The organism is Paenarthrobacter sp. NPDC090522, from assembly GCF_044769225.1.
Taxonomy (GTDB): domain Bacteria; phylum Actinomycetota; class Actinomycetes; order Actinomycetales; family Micrococcaceae; genus Arthrobacter.
Genome location: NZ_JBIVXL010000003.1, coordinates 124445 through 137111 on the forward strand (window position 1 = coordinate 124445; position 12667 = coordinate 137111).

Consider the following 12667-nt stretch of genomic DNA (forward strand, 5'->3'; position numbering starts at 1 on the left):
CGGACTTGTGATCCAGCCGCAGACCGGCCCCCTGGCACCTTCGCCCGGGATATTTGTGACCCTACTCACAACAGGCATCGGGTACAACTACCCACGCCGTCACTGAGCATCCTGCACTGTTTGGAGCGTGCCACCCGTGCTAATCTTGCGCATTATGCAACCCTTGGATGGCACTGACACCCGGCTGCTTTCAGCGATGGCCAAGGATCCCCGAGGGACCGTAGTGGCATTGGCGCAGAGGCTCGGGCTTTCCCGGAATACCGTCCAGGCGCGCATGGCCCAGTTGGAAAAGAAGCACGCCTTCCTGTCCTTCGAGCGACGCATCAATCCCGTGGCCCTGGGTTATCCGCTGACGGCGTTCATCAGCGTCCACGTCCAACAGCAAAAGCTCGCCAGCCTGGCGCGGGAACTGGCCGACATCCCCGAAATCCTGGAGGGGCACGGCTTGACCGGATCCGCAGACCTGCTCCTGCGCGTCGTTGCCCTGGACGCCGAGGACCTCTACCGGATCAACGGCAAGATCCTGGCCTGCGACGGAGTTGAGCGGACGGACACCGCCTTGGCCATGCGCGAAATGATTCCGTACCGCGTGCAGCCGCTTCTGGGCAGGCGTTCCGAGGCCTGAGCCACACCAGGGTCCTCTTGCCCGGGAACGCAAGCATGCTGTTTGATTCAGAGGGACGCGTGGGGCCGCCCAAAGGTCCCGAACAGGTGGTGGCGCGGCCGCAGGCTGCTGAAAGGGGCACCGTAGTGAGCAACCCGCAAGAACCGAACGGGCGCGAGGACATCCCGCGCAATCCCAACCAACCCGGGCAATATCCACCGCCACCCGTGCCACCGGCACCCGGCAACGGCCCGCAGGCGGGCGACCCCAACCAGGCTGGACAGCCACAGTACCCGGGACAGCCCGCAGCGCCGCCGCAGTGGCAACAGCCGCCGTCGTACGCCGGTTCCCCAGCCGGCAACCCGCCCTACAGCGGACCCCAAAACACCAACCCCGGTACCCAGAACCCCTATCCACAAGGCCAGTACGCGCCGGGACAGTACCCGCCCAACCAATACCCCTACGGCCAGCAGCCCACGCAACCGGCAAAAAAGCGGAAGGTCCTGTGGATTGTGCTCGGCATTGTTGCGGGCGTGATCGTCCTGGCCGTGGTGGGCGTGCTGGTGCTGGTGAACCTGGTGGGCAACGCAACGTCGAAGGCACGCTCGCTGGCGGATGAGTTCACCAACCTGGTGGTCGCCGGAGATACGGAGCGGGCCTACGACGACTACCTGCAGCAGGAGCTCAAGGACCAGCTCGACAAAGAGTCGTTCGTTGATGGCATCGCGGGCCTGGAACTGGACAGTTCCTGCAAGCCCAATTACAGCTCCGTCAACGTCAACAACACCAACGGCAAGAATACGGCGGACATCTCGGGCACGCTGCAATGCGATGGCAAGAGCATCGACCTCCGGTACGTCTTCGAGGGCACCAACGACCTCAAGATGAGCAGCATCCGGCTCCGCCCCTAACCCACCGTCACAAAGAATTTACGAAGAACCACCCATCCACCTGGGCGCATGGTCCGAACAACCCGTGAAAGCTCCACCCGGAGCTTCGCGACAAAGCCGGGAACAACCGGCTACCACCGAAAGGTTCGGACCATGCGTACTTCGCCCAATCGCTTGATCGCCACCATCTTCGGAGCCGTGTACCTCCTGGTAGGCGTGCTCGGTTTCTTCGTCACATCAGGAACCGGGTTCTTTGCCACCGAAGGTGCAACCCTGATCATCTTCGCCGTGAATCCCCTCCACAACGTGATCCACCTGGCCATTGGCGCCGCCTTGCTCTATGCCGGACTGAACAGCGTCACGTTGTCCAAGACCGTGAACACCACGGTGGGCGGCGTCTACCTGCTGGTCGGCATCCTGGGCCTGTTCCTTGTGGGCAGTTCCTTGAACATCATCGCCCTGAACGGCGCCGACAACGTCCTGCACCTGGCCAGTGCCGTGGTTCTCCTTGGCGTAGCGCTCTCCCAGGACAAGGTCACCGCCGCCTCGGCCCGCGCCTGATCCACGTGATGCATCCCCACAGCACCCATCAGGTCCAGGACCGAGAGGAGACCAGCGTGGCAGGACAGGACCATCCAACGCTCAAGGCAGCGACCCTGCTGTTCGTCTACTTCGCAGCCATGGCCGCCGGAATGGTTGACCTGTCCCTGTCTGCCGGCTATCTCGCCTCCTCCGGGGCCGGTCCCCTGATCGGAGGCGTTGCCGCCCTGATGGCCGGACTGGCGTTCCTGGCGTGGTCGTTGTGGGGGTTGCACCGCAACTCGCTCGTCTTTCCACGGCTGGTCCTCCCAGCCCTGGGTGCAGCGGCAGCCATCCACGTCGCCGTGTTGGCAGCGGGCCTCTTGGCTCCCTCCCGCTCCCTGGACATCAGCCACCTGGCGGCCTTGGGGGTAACCCTCATGGCACTGGCCGGCGCGGGCTGGCTGCGGCGGCACCCCAAGACCAACGGCGGCGGCACCCACGGCCAGCCAAGGACCGGGCGGCTTCTGGCAGCCGCGTTCGGAGCCGCCGTCGTTGTTGCCTCAGTAGCGACTCCGGGACTGGCCGCCTCGATGGCCGGCCAGCACGCCGTCCCCCACGGAGAACACGGCCAGGCTCCGACGAAGGGCGTGACCCCGGGGCTCAACCCAGGCCACCACCACTAGGGTGGGAAGGCCCGAGGAGGCTCACCATCAGCCGTGCCCTGTTGATGGTGAGCCTCCTTCGTGGAGGATAGAGCCATGGATCCCGTTGAGGCGCTCGATGAAATCTCCTTCTGGCTGGAACGCAGCCTGGCTCCCACTTTCAAAGTCCAGGCCTTCCGAAAAGCCGCCGACGTCGTGCGGCACCTTCCGCCCGGTGAGTTGCCCCGGTTGGTGGCGGCCAACCGGCTGACGAGCCTCAAAGGCGTAGGCAACCGCAGCGCCGAGGTGATCGGCCAGGCCCTGGAGGGTGGTGTTCCCGATTATCTGGAGGACCTCCGGGAGCGCGGCGCCCAGCCGCTCGCGGCCACCGGCCACCACCTCGCATCCTCCCTCCGCGGCGACCTGCACAGCCATAGCAATTGGTCGGACGGCGGATCACCGATCGAAACCATGGTGGCGGCTGCCCGTACCCTTGGCCGGGAGTACCAGGCCCTCACGGACCACTCCCCCAACCTGACCATCGCCAACGGCCTCAGTGCCGAGCGGCTCGATGAACAATTGGGAATCGTGGACGGCATCAACGCAGGCCAGGACGGCTTCCGACTCCTCAAGGGCATCGAAGTGGACATCCTGGAAGACGGCACCCTGGACCAGACGCCGGAAATGCTGGACCGGCTGGACGTGGTTGTTGCCAGCGTCCATTCCAAGCTGCGCTCCGACCAGCAGACTATGACCAGAAGAATGCTCGGCGGCATTTCGGATCCGCACACCAACGTCCTGGGACACTGCACCGGCAGGCTGGTCCAAGGTTCGCGGGGCACCCGGCCGGAGTCCGAGTTCGACGCGGCGAAAGTGTTCAAGGAATGCGCGGAGTGGGGCGTGGCTGTGGAGATCAACTCACGGCCGGAGCGGCAGGACCCGCCCGAGCGGCTCATCAAGATGGCCCTCGACGCCGGCTGCCTCTTCAGCATTGACAGCGACGCCCACGCCCCGGGCCAACTGGATTTCCTCCAGTACGGCGCTGAGCGTGCGGAAGCCGCGGGCGTCCCCCCGGAGCGCATCGTCACTACCTGGCCGCTGCAGCAGTTGCAGGAATGGCTGGCCCTGGAAAAGTAGGCCACGCGAAAGAGCCCCCGCCGCCGTCACAGCGGCAGGGGCTCCCGTTCGTGGACGGCTTAGTGGTTTACCGCCTTCTCGGCGCCGACGCCGGTCAGCGAGCGCACTTCCATTTCGGCCTGCTTGGCCGCATCCTCCTTGCGCTTGTCCAGCACGGTTCCCAGCCAGCCCAGGAAGAAGGCCAACGGGATGGACACGATGCCCGGGTTGCTCAGCGGGAAGAACGCGAAGTTTGCCCCCTGGATCATGGAGGTTTTGGCACCAGAAACAACGGGCGAGAAAGTGATCAGCAGGATTGCTGCGGCAAGGCCTCCGTACATGCTCCAGACCGCGCCCTGGGTGGTGAACCTCCGCCAGAACAGCGAGTAGATGATGGTTGGCAGGTTGGCTGAAGCGGCGACGGCGAAGGCGAGCGCAACGAGGAACGCAACGTTCTGGCCGTTGGCGAAGATGCCTCCAAGAATGGCCAGGATGCCGATCACCACCACGGTCCGGCGGGCCACCTTGACCTCGGTGGTGGCGTCCGCCTTGCCCTTGGAGATGACATTCGCGTAGATGTCATGGGCGAAGGATGCCGCCGCGGTGATTGTCAGGCCGGCAACCACTGCCAGGATCGTGGCGAAGGCGACGGCGGAAATGAAGCCCAGGAGCAGCGGTCCGCCCAGATGGAAGGCCAGCAACGGAGCTGCCGAGTTGACGCCGCCGGGGGCCGACTTGATGGTTTCGGCCCCTACCAGTGCGGCAGCACCGTAGCCGAGCACCAGGGTGAAGAGGTAGAAGAGTCCGATCAGCCAGATGGACCACACCACGGACTTGCGTGCCTCCTTGGCCGTGGGAACGGTGTAGAAGCGCATCAGGACGTGCGGCAGGGCGGCGGTCCCGAGGACCAGGGCCATGCCCAGGGACATGAAGTCCAGTTTGGACGTCTCGGTCTTGCCGTACTGCAGGCCCGGGTTGAGGACTGCGGGGTTGTTGGCCGTTTCGGCTGCGGAGCCGAGGAGGCTGGAAAGGTTGAACCCGTAGATCGCCAGGACCCAGGCCGTCATGACGGCTGCGCCGGCGATGAGCAGGATGGCTTTGATGATCTGCACCCACGTGGTGCCTTTCATGCCGCCGATCAGGACGTACATGATCATGAGGGCGCCGACGACGATGATCACCAAGGCTTGTCCACCCCAGTCGCTGATGCCCAGGAGGAGCGAAATGAGGCTTCCGGCGCCGGCCATCTGGGCCAGCAGGTAGAAGAAGCAGACGGCGAGGGTGGACAGTGCGGCGGCGATGCGGACCGGGCGTTGCCGCAAGCGGAAGGAAAGGACGTCCGCCATGGTGAACTTGCCGGTGTTCCGGAGCAATTCGGCCACCAGCAGCAGCGCAACGAGCCACGCCACGAGGAAGCCGATGGAGTAGAGGAAGCCGTCGTAGCCATTGATGGCGATGGCGCCGGTAATGCCCAGGAAGGACGCCGCGGACAGGTAGTCGCCGGCGATCGCCGTTCCGTTTTGCGATCCCGTGAAGGACCGTCCTGCTGCGTAGTAGTCGGCAGCGGTCTTGTTGTTCCGGCTCGCCCGGAAGACGATCACCATGGTGACCGCGACGAAGAGGGCAAAGATGCCCATGTTCAGGAGCGTCGAGTCTTTCAGGGCAGAAACCTCCACTGCGGGGACCATGGTGTTCACTGGGCTCCTCCGCGGGTCATGGTGCCGGACTTGTCGAACTCGTGCCCTTCGATTTCATTGCGGATCTCGGCGGCGATGGGGTCCAGCTTCCGGTTGGAGTAGCTCACGTACCATGCGGTGATGCCGAACGTGGTGACGAATTGGAGCAGGCCCAGGATCAGGCCGACGTTGATGTTGCCCCAGACCTTGATGGACATGAAGCCCACCGCATAGTCGGCCAGCAGGACGTAGGCGAAATACCACAGCAGGAACGCGGCCGCCATGGGGAAGACGAAGCTCCTGTGCCGTTTCCTCAGTGTCTTGAACCGTTCCGTTTGCTGGACTTCCTGGAAGTCCACGGACGCCGCTGCGTCCTGGGGGTGGGCTTCGTTACCCATGGGTTCCTCCTGGTTGTGGTGTGTCCACATCGGCAAAGTCTGCGTTACCAGCTCCCGCACGCCAATGTGACTTCACTCACTATCGAACGCCGTCCGAGGCTGGTTCCAGCACCCAGGACCAAGCCGTCGCTCAACGGTCCCGCTGCTGCGCCGAACGGCGGGAGACAGGGACGCCGGCGTCGTCCTTTGGCCTGATTGGCTACGCTAGGCTCCATGCCCGATTCCCCGCTCTTCACCGCGGCCGCACTTGCCGTGATCGTGCTGGCCGTCGCCGTGGTGGTGGGCGTTGGCCTGAAGGTGGTGCGCTCCTTCCGGGACCTGGGAACCGATGCCGAGCGCGCCACGTACAACACCCTCCATGCAGCATCGCGGGCAGGACAGCACCTCCGCGGCGGGTTGACGGAAACGGGGGCCGCCAAGGCCAGCAAACAGCTGCGGTCCCTCCTGGCCTGTGATGCGCTGGCCATCACGGACACCGGGTCGGTGCTGGCGTGGGACGGGGTGGCTGAGGACCTGAAGCCCCTCCTGATGGGACTTGCCACCGGCGTCCTCAACAGCGGGCGAACGGCGGTTGTCCCGCACGCGGCGAACACCCCTGGAAGCTACAGCGCCGTCATCGCCCCGATTCGTGCCCGTTCGAGCGTTGTAGGTTCTGTCGCGGCGTTGGCACCGGCAGTCGGCGCCGGTCTGGTCCGGGCCACCAGCGAGGTGGCGGACTGGATCGGCACGCAGCTTGAACTGGCGGAGCTGGAGTCCTCCCGCACCCTCCTCATGGAGGCAGAGGTCCGTGCCTTGCGTGCCCAGATCAGTCCCCACTTCATCTACAACTCGCTGAACGCCATCGCGTCCTTCATCAACACCGATCCCGCCCGCGCCCGGGAACTCGTGGTGGAGTTCGCCGACTTCACCCGCTACTCGTTCCGACGCCACGGAGACTTCACCACGGTGGCCGAGGAGCTGCGGTGCATCGATCGCTACCTGCTCCTGGAGCGGGCACGCTTCGGTGAACGGGTCCAGGTCAGCTTGCGGGTGGCCCCCGAAGTCCTGAGCACTGTCATACCGTTCCTCAGCCTGCAGCCACTCGTGGAGAACGCCGTCCGGCACGGCCTCGAGGCCAAGGAAGGACCGGGCCACATCATCATTTGCGCCAACGATTCGGGGGCTTTCGCCGAGGTCACCATCGAGGACGACGGCGTGGGGATGGATCCGGAGCACTTGCGGTCCGTCCTCGCCGGGCACGTTGACGGGGACCATGTGGGACTCCGGAACGTCGATGCCCGGCTCCGGCAGGTCTATGGCGACCAGCACGGTTTGGTGATCGAAACCGCCCCCGGCGAGGGCACGCTGATCACCATGCGGGTGCCCAAGTCCCAGCCGGGCCATGACGCGTGAGGCTAGTCTTTAAGCATGATCAACGTGCTCGTCGCTGATGACGAACTGCCCGCCGTGGAGGAGTTGGCCTTCCTGCTGGGGCGTGACGGCCGGATTGGCGCCATCCACCGGGCATCGTCCGGTGCCGAGGCCCTCCGTACCCTTGAGAACGAGTCCGTTGACGCTGTGTTCCTCGACATCCATATGCCCGCTTTGTCAGGCCTGGATATCGCCCGCGCCATTTCCCGCAGCAGCAACCCGCCCGCCGTCGTTTTTGTCACCGCAGACGAAGACTGTGCCCTGGAGGCTTTCGACCTCGCTGCGATCGACTACCTGCTCAAGCCTCTTCGGGCGGAGCGCCTGGCCCGTTCCGTGGACCGGATCAGCGAGCTCATCAAGGATGGCGCCCCCGACCCTGAGATGATCACGGTGGACCTCGGCAGCACCACCCGGATGATCCGCCGGGACGACGTCAGCTACGTCCAGGCCCAAGGTGATTACGCCCGGCTCCACACGGCCGAGGCGAGTTACCTGATCCGCGTGCCACTCAGCGACCTCGAACAGCAGTGGGCCGAGGCCGGCTTCATCCGCATCCACCGCAGTTACCTGATCGCCCTCAACCACGTGGGACACCTGAAGCTCTCGGCGACCGGTCCCAGTGTCACAGTGGCGGGCGCCGAGCTGCCCATCAGCAGGCGGCACCTGCCCGCCGTCCGTGACAAGCTGCAGGCCACGCGCCCCCGGCCGCAAGGATGACGCGCGTTCGGGTCACGGCGCCACGGCAGGCGGCCAGGACGGCCCCCGGAAAGCCCCTGGATGCCGGAGAGGACTCCGATGCCGGTCAGGTCTTCATCCGATCGTTGGTCCGTTCACAGCTGCGCCTGGCCTTGGTGGTGGGCTGCGGCTTCCTGCTGATCCTGGCCGCCTTTGCCACCTTGCTACTTTTTGGACCCGGAGTGGCGGAGACCCGGGTGTTCGGGATCCCCCTCGATTGGCTCCTGCTGGGGGCAGGCATCTACCCGGTGATCGGCCTCAGTGCCTGGCTGTTTACCCGGGCGGCCGCACGGAACGAAGCCCGGTACCGCGACCTCGTGGAGGACAAGTGAATCCGGTGGTTGGCTTGACCGCCTTCGTCGCCGTTTCGCTCGCGACGGCGGCCATCGGCTTCTATGGGCTGCGCGTCTCCCGCACTACGGGAGACTTCTATGTTGCCTCCCGCACTGTGCGGCCGTGGTGGAACGCTTCGGCCATCGGTGGCGAGTACTTGTCCGCCGCGAGCTTCCTGGGGGTGGCCGGCCTCATCCTGCTGTCCGGGACGGATGCCCTCTGGTTTCCCGTGGGCTACACCGCCGGCTATCTGATGCTCCTGCTCTTTGTCGCCGCTCCCCTGCGGCGCTCGGGCGCCTACACCATCCCCGACTTCACCGAGGCGCGCCTCGATTCGAAAGCCGTCCGCCGGGTCACCAGCCTGGTGGTGGTGGCCGTCGGCTGGCTGTACATCGTTCCGCAACTGCACGGCGCCGCCCTCGCCATCCGCATCACCACCGGACTGCCGTCGTGGGTAGGTTCGACGGCGGTGGTGCTGGTGGTGTGCCTCACGGTCGTGGCAGGCGGCATGCGGTCCATCACGTTCGTCCAGGCGTTCCAATACTGGTTGAAGCTGACTGCCCTGGCGGTTCCCGTGGTTTTCGTCCTGCTGGTGCTCGCGGGCAACGGCACCCCGCCGGAGGCGTCGTTGCCCGCCAATCCAACCGGCCAGGCTGCCGCAAGCGGATACCAGAACATTTCGTTGACGGTGGCCCTGCTGTTCGGCACCCTGGGTCTCCCCCATGTCCTGGTGCGCTTCTACACCAATCCGGATGGGCAGTCCGCCCGGCGCACCACCCTGATCGTGCTTGGACTGCTCTCTGTTTTCTATCTCTTCCCCACGCTGGCCGGGGCCGTGGGCCGCGTATTTGCCCCGGACCTTGCCCGGGCCGGGCAGTCGGACGCCCTGGTGCTCCTGCTTCCCGGAAGGCTGGTGGGTGGTCCCGCGGGCGATCTCTTGTCCGCCTTGGTGGTGGCAGGGGCTTTCGCCGCCTTCCTGTCCACCACCTCCGGACTGGTTGTGTCGCTGTCCGGGGTCATCAGCCAGGACCTTTTTGGAGGCAGCGTCCGCGGTTTCCGCCTCGCAGCGCTGCTGGCCGCCGTCGTTCCCTTGGGTTTTGCCCTCATGACGGACACCTTGGCACTGGCCGGAAGCGTAGGCCTGGTGTTCGCGTTTACTGCCTCAACCATCTGCCCCGTCCTGCTCCTGGGGATCTGGTGGCGCGGACTCACCGATACCGGAGCCATAGCCGGCATGGTGACCGGTGGGCTGCTGTGTGGCGGAGCCATGGTGGCTGGCACTGCACTGGGTGCGGCAGCAGCTCCAGCCTGGCTGGCCCAACCTGCCGCGTGGACCGTCCCGGCCGCCTTCGCTGCAACCATCGGAGTCTCCTTGGCCACCAAGGGCAGAATCCCGTCATCAGTGAACCGCGTGATGACCCGGCTCCACGTCCCCGAACGGCCCGTGGCCACGGAACGCCCCTGACCGGCACCCGTTGTCCGCGGACCGCACAAGGTGGAGAATGTGGCCATGTCCCAACAGCCGGGACCGGCCGAAACCGAACCGCCCGCCGCCCAGCCGCCGTCCTCGCCCAGTATCAGGGCCCAACTGCTGGCCACGGAACACTGGAGCCTGCTGGCTTCCCGAAGCACCACCCAGGGCGAAGTCCTCACCCGCATCAGCATGTTCCTCACCTTCACCTCGGCGAGCCTGCTCAGTGTTGCCTTGGTGGGTAACGCCACCCAGTTCTCGGACGCCTTCCGGGCCTTCGCGCTGACCATCCTCAGCATCGATGTGCTGGTGGGACTGCTCACCCATGTCCGCGTCATGAGCGTCGGCATGGAAGACCTGATGTATGTCATCGCCATGAACAGGCTTCGGGCGGCCTATGTGGACCTGGAACCCGGCATCGCTCCGTACCTGATGGCCGCCTACACCGACGACGAAGCAGGCGCCCGGCGCTCGTATTACTTCCTGGGGGCGCGCAGGGACTTCACGCAGGTTGCCGGAAGCAGCATGGTGTTCATGGGCACGGTCAATGCCGCCCTCATCGGACTGCTGGTGGGGTCTGCACTGCTGATTGCCGGGGTGGCCATGCCCTTGGCTGTTGGAACAGCCATTGTTGCGGCCCTGGCGTTCTTTGCCACGTCACTGTTGCGTGGAAAGCGTCGGTACGACGAGGTGTGGCAGAACAACCCGCCGATCGCGCCAGGTCGCCGGGATTAGTCGATGGCGGCCATCAGCTCGACCACGCGGTCCAGGAAAGCATCCACCTGGGCTTCCTCGTAGCCGGCATCGCCCTTGGCTGCGCGGAACACGGCACGGCGGACGGTATCCACGCTGAGCGCTTGGTCGTTTTCCAAATACCCGATGAGCTGCACGCACAGGGCGTCGACGTCCTGGACGTTGTAGCTGCGGACCTTCTTGCGGGCCGGCCGCCGGAAGCGTTCACCGTCCGGCCGGTGCAGGCGGCCCCGGAGCACCCCGGAGAGCTTGCCGATCTGGCGCAGCCAGGCTTCCTCGCCCTGTTGGTTGATCAGGTCATCGCGTTCCCTGCGCGCAAAGGCATCTTCAAGACGGTCCAAAGCGGCATCAACACTGTGGGCGTCATAGCCGCCCTTGACGGGATCGAAGGCTACATCGCGTACATCGCTGCTGGCCACGGGCTCCGCAGCTCCAACAGGATTCTCGAACGAATTGCGGGCGCGGTTCAGGAAGGCGTCCACCTGCTTGGCGTTGTAGCCGTACTTGCTCCGCTCCACGCGGTCGAACGTTGCGGGAATCTGGCGTCGAATATCCAAAGCCATCAATTATCCTTCGTTGGGTTGTCAGACGCCGCTGAGCAGCGCGAACAGAACATAGGCCACGGGGGCGGCGAACACGATCGAATCCAGGCGGTCCATCACGCCGCCGTGTCCCGGGAGGATGCTGCTCATATCCTTGACGCCGAGTTCGCGCTTGACCATGGACTCCGCGAGGTCGCCGGCCGTGGCAGCGGCAACCATACCGATGGCCAGCACCAAACCAACCCACCATGGCTTGTCCAGGATGAAGAGGCACGCCAGCACGCCAATCACCATGGCACCACCAACAGAACCGGCGAAGCCCTCCCAGGATTTCTTAGGGCTGATCTTTGGCGCCATGGGGTGCTTCCCGAACGACGCTCCCACGATGTAACCGAAGGTGTCATTGGCTACGACGAGCAACAGCATGGTGGCGATCTGCCAGGCCCCGCCGGGAATGCCCTCGGGCCAGAATCCCACCGGTGTGGCGCCGCCGCTTGAATGCAGGGGCAAAGCCGCGAAGCTGATCAGGAACGGCACCCACGCAAGAGTGAAGACTCCCGCGAAGACACTGCGCGGCGCACCGGCGGCGCTTTCGATGGACCGCCACAGGAGCACGGCCACGCAGCTCGCCACCATGGTGAAAAGCAGGCCTTCGAGACCACCAAAGAACGCCGAAACAGGCAACGCGAGGGTACCTGCCATCACCGGAACCACGGGCATGCGGGTACCTTGGGCTTCAAGTGCCCGGAAAACCTCCCACACACCCATCACCGCGAATGCCGTCACCAGGAGGACAAAGCCGAGGGGCAGGAACAGCAGTCCCCCCAGGACGGCGATGAGCATGGCAAGTCCGACGCCGATGGCGGCCGGCAGGTTGCGGCCCGCCTTCGGCGTGGGGTTCCCGCGCGGACGCCTGGCGTCCTTGCGGGTTTCGCGTGTCGGGGCCCGCTCAGCGGGCGCCGGCTCTGCCTGGTTCATCAGACCTCGAGCAGCTCGGCTTCCTTGCGCTTGAGCAGCTCGTCGATGCTGTCGACGTGCTGCTTGGTGAGGGCGTCCAGTTCCTTCTCGGCACGTGCGCCCTCGTCCTCGCCGGCTTCGCCGTCCTTGACGAGCTTGTCCAGGGAGTCCTTGGCCTTGCGACGGATGCTGCGGACGGAGACCTTGGCGTCTTCACCCTTGCCCTTGACGATCTTCACGTACTCCTTGCGGCGCTCCTGGGTGAGCTCCGGGATGGTCACGCGGATGACGTTGCCGTCGTTGGACGGGTTGGCCCCAACCTCGGAATCGCTCAGGGCTTTCTCAATATCGCGCAGGGCGGACTTGTCGTAAGGGGTGATCAGGATGGTGCGGGCATCCGGCACCGCGAAGGAAGCCAGCTGCTGCAGCGGAGTGGGCGTGCCGTAGTATTCCACGATCACCTTGTTGTAGAGCCCGGGGTTGGCCCGGCCCGTACGGATCGAGGCGAAATCCTCCTTGGCTACCTCAACCGCCTTGTCCATCTTTTCGCCGGCTTCGAGCAAGGTTTCTTCGATCACGGGGTCTCTCTCCTCAAATAGTCGCTGCCCGGCTTCGGGCG

The 12667-nt window shown here is 65.2% G+C and carries 15 protein-coding genes; 10 read left to right on the forward strand and 5 right to left on the reverse strand.

Annotated elements, in window-relative coordinates:
* The first annotated feature begins 154 nt into the window (after positions 1-154).
* The 5 genes from ACIQT2_RS04520 to ACIQT2_RS04540 all read left to right on the forward strand — a co-directional run bounded on the left by ACIQT2_RS04520 (position 155) and on the right by ACIQT2_RS04540 (position 3794).
* A complete protein-coding gene (locus ACIQT2_RS04520) occupies positions 155-625 on the forward strand; it encodes an Lrp/AsnC family transcriptional regulator (RefSeq protein ID WP_397323932.1) in 471 nt (156 codons plus the stop codon).
* Positions 626-750: 125 nt separating this feature from the next.
* The gene (locus tag ACIQT2_RS04525; protein WP_402943985.1) at positions 751-1515 is read left to right on the forward strand and encodes a hypothetical protein; all 765 of its coding nucleotides are present in this window, start codon (positions 751-753) and stop codon (positions 1513-1515) included.
* A gap of 132 nt (positions 1516-1647) precedes the next feature.
* On the forward strand, positions 1648-2055 hold the full coding sequence (locus tag ACIQT2_RS04530) for a DUF4383 domain-containing protein (protein ID WP_400331329.1): 408 nt from the start codon (positions 1648-1650) through the stop codon (positions 2053-2055).
* 56 nt (positions 2056-2111) lie between these two features.
* Entirely contained in the window at positions 2112-2699 is a 588-nt protein-coding gene (locus ACIQT2_RS04535) for a hypothetical protein (protein ID WP_402943989.1), read from the forward strand.
* A gap of 75 nt (positions 2700-2774) precedes the next feature.
* The gene (locus tag ACIQT2_RS04540) at positions 2775-3794 is read left to right on the forward strand and encodes a PHP domain-containing protein (protein ID WP_402943992.1); all 1020 of its coding nucleotides are present in this window, start codon (positions 2775-2777) and stop codon (positions 3792-3794) included.
* Positions 3795-3853: 59 nt separating this feature from the next.
* Here the strand turns inward: ACIQT2_RS04540 and ACIQT2_RS04545 are convergent, their stop codons facing one another.
* Both ACIQT2_RS04545 and ACIQT2_RS04550 read right to left on the reverse strand, forming a co-directional pair.
* Positions 3854-5461: a cation acetate symporter gene (locus ACIQT2_RS04545; RefSeq protein WP_400331644.1), complete on the reverse strand. Its 1608-nt coding sequence runs from the start codon at positions 5459-5461 to the stop codon at positions 3854-3856.
* Positions 5462-5466: 5 nt separating this feature from the next.
* Positions 5467-5847, reverse strand: a complete 381-nt coding sequence (locus tag ACIQT2_RS04550; protein ID WP_402943994.1) for a DUF485 domain-containing protein — start codon at positions 5845-5847, stop codon at positions 5467-5469.
* Between the two features lie 213 nt (positions 5848-6060).
* Here ACIQT2_RS04550 and ACIQT2_RS04555 point away from each other — a divergent pair, with 213 nt between their 5' ends.
* Genes ACIQT2_RS04555 through ACIQT2_RS04575 form a run of 5 tightly spaced genes read left to right on the forward strand, consistent with a single transcriptional unit; the run spans position 6061 to position 10531 of the window.
* The gene (locus ACIQT2_RS04555; RefSeq protein ID WP_402943996.1) at positions 6061-7239 is read left to right on the forward strand and encodes a sensor histidine kinase; all 1179 of its coding nucleotides are present in this window, start codon (positions 6061-6063) and stop codon (positions 7237-7239) included.
* A 15-nt stretch (positions 7240-7254) separates the two neighbouring features.
* The gene (locus tag ACIQT2_RS04560; protein WP_402943998.1) at positions 7255-7974 is read left to right on the forward strand and encodes a LytR/AlgR family response regulator transcription factor; all 720 of its coding nucleotides are present in this window, start codon (positions 7255-7257) and stop codon (positions 7972-7974) included.
* A complete protein-coding gene (locus ACIQT2_RS04565; protein WP_402944000.1) occupies positions 7971-8324 on the forward strand; it encodes a hypothetical protein in 354 nt (117 codons plus the stop codon). The genes ACIQT2_RS04560 and ACIQT2_RS04565 overlap by 4 nt, the downstream gene beginning before the upstream one ends.
* On the forward strand, positions 8321-9790 hold the full coding sequence (locus tag ACIQT2_RS04570) for a cation acetate symporter (protein ID WP_402944003.1): 1470 nt from the start codon (positions 8321-8323) through the stop codon (positions 9788-9790). The genes ACIQT2_RS04565 and ACIQT2_RS04570 overlap by 4 nt, the downstream gene beginning before the upstream one ends.
* A 45-nt stretch (positions 9791-9835) precedes the next feature.
* Entirely contained in the window at positions 9836-10531 is a 696-nt protein-coding gene (locus ACIQT2_RS04575; RefSeq protein WP_402944006.1) for a hypothetical protein, read from the forward strand.
* On the opposite strand, the gene ACIQT2_RS04580 is transcribed toward ACIQT2_RS04575, so the two are convergent.
* Genes ACIQT2_RS04580 through frr form a run of 3 tightly spaced genes read right to left on the reverse strand, consistent with a single transcriptional unit; the run spans position 10528 to position 12626 of the window.
* Complete coding sequence (locus tag ACIQT2_RS04580; protein ID WP_400331302.1) at positions 10528-11112, reverse strand: DivIVA domain-containing protein; 585 nt, start codon at positions 11110-11112, stop codon at positions 10528-10530. The genes ACIQT2_RS04575 and ACIQT2_RS04580 overlap by 4 nt on opposite strands.
* 21 nt (positions 11113-11133) lie before the next feature.
* A complete protein-coding gene (locus ACIQT2_RS04585; protein WP_400331299.1) occupies positions 11134-12069 on the reverse strand; it encodes a phosphatidate cytidylyltransferase in 936 nt (311 codons plus the stop codon).
* Positions 12069-12626, reverse strand: coding sequence for a ribosome recycling factor (gene frr, locus ACIQT2_RS04590; RefSeq protein WP_397323913.1), 558 nt, complete (start codon positions 12624-12626; stop codon positions 12069-12071). The genes ACIQT2_RS04585 and frr overlap by 1 nt, the downstream gene beginning before the upstream one ends.
* Between the last annotated feature and the right edge of the window lie 41 nt (positions 12627-12667).

What these genes read in the sequence shown, in the direction of transcription:
- ACIQT2_RS04580 (WP_400331302.1), bottom strand. Translation starts at nt 11,112, where the DNA reads ATGGCTTTGGATATTCGACGCCAGATTCCCGCAACGTTCGACCGCGTG.
- ACIQT2_RS04540 (WP_402943992.1), top strand. Translation starts at nt 2,775, where the DNA reads ATGGATCCCGTTGAGGCGCTCGATGAAATCTCCTTCTGGCTGGAACGC.
- ACIQT2_RS04545 (WP_400331644.1), bottom strand. Translation starts at nt 5,461, where the DNA reads ATGGTCCCCGCAGTGGAGGTTTCTGCCCTGAAAGACTCGACGCTCCTG.
- ACIQT2_RS04520 (WP_397323932.1), top strand. Translation starts at nt 155, where the DNA reads ATGCAACCCTTGGATGGCACTGACACCCGGCTGCTTTCAGCGATGGCC.
- ACIQT2_RS04550 (WP_402943994.1), bottom strand. Translation starts at nt 5,847, where the DNA reads ATGGGTAACGAAGCCCACCCCCAGGACGCAGCGGCGTCCGTGGACTTC.
- ACIQT2_RS04530 (WP_400331329.1), top strand. Translation starts at nt 1,648, where the DNA reads ATGCGTACTTCGCCCAATCGCTTGATCGCCACCATCTTCGGAGCCGTG.
- ACIQT2_RS04555 (WP_402943996.1), top strand. Translation starts at nt 6,061, where the DNA reads ATGCCCGATTCCCCGCTCTTCACCGCGGCCGCACTTGCCGTGATCGTG.
- ACIQT2_RS04575 (WP_402944006.1), top strand. Translation starts at nt 9,836, where the DNA reads ATGTCCCAACAGCCGGGACCGGCCGAAACCGAACCGCCCGCCGCCCAG.
- ACIQT2_RS04585 (WP_400331299.1), bottom strand. Translation starts at nt 12,069, where the DNA reads ATGAACCAGGCAGAGCCGGCGCCCGCTGAGCGGGCCCCGACACGCGAA.
- ACIQT2_RS04560 (WP_402943998.1), top strand. Translation starts at nt 7,255, where the DNA reads ATGATCAACGTGCTCGTCGCTGATGACGAACTGCCCGCCGTGGAGGAG.
- ACIQT2_RS04565 (WP_402944000.1), top strand. Translation starts at nt 7,971, where the DNA reads ATGACGCGCGTTCGGGTCACGGCGCCACGGCAGGCGGCCAGGACGGCC.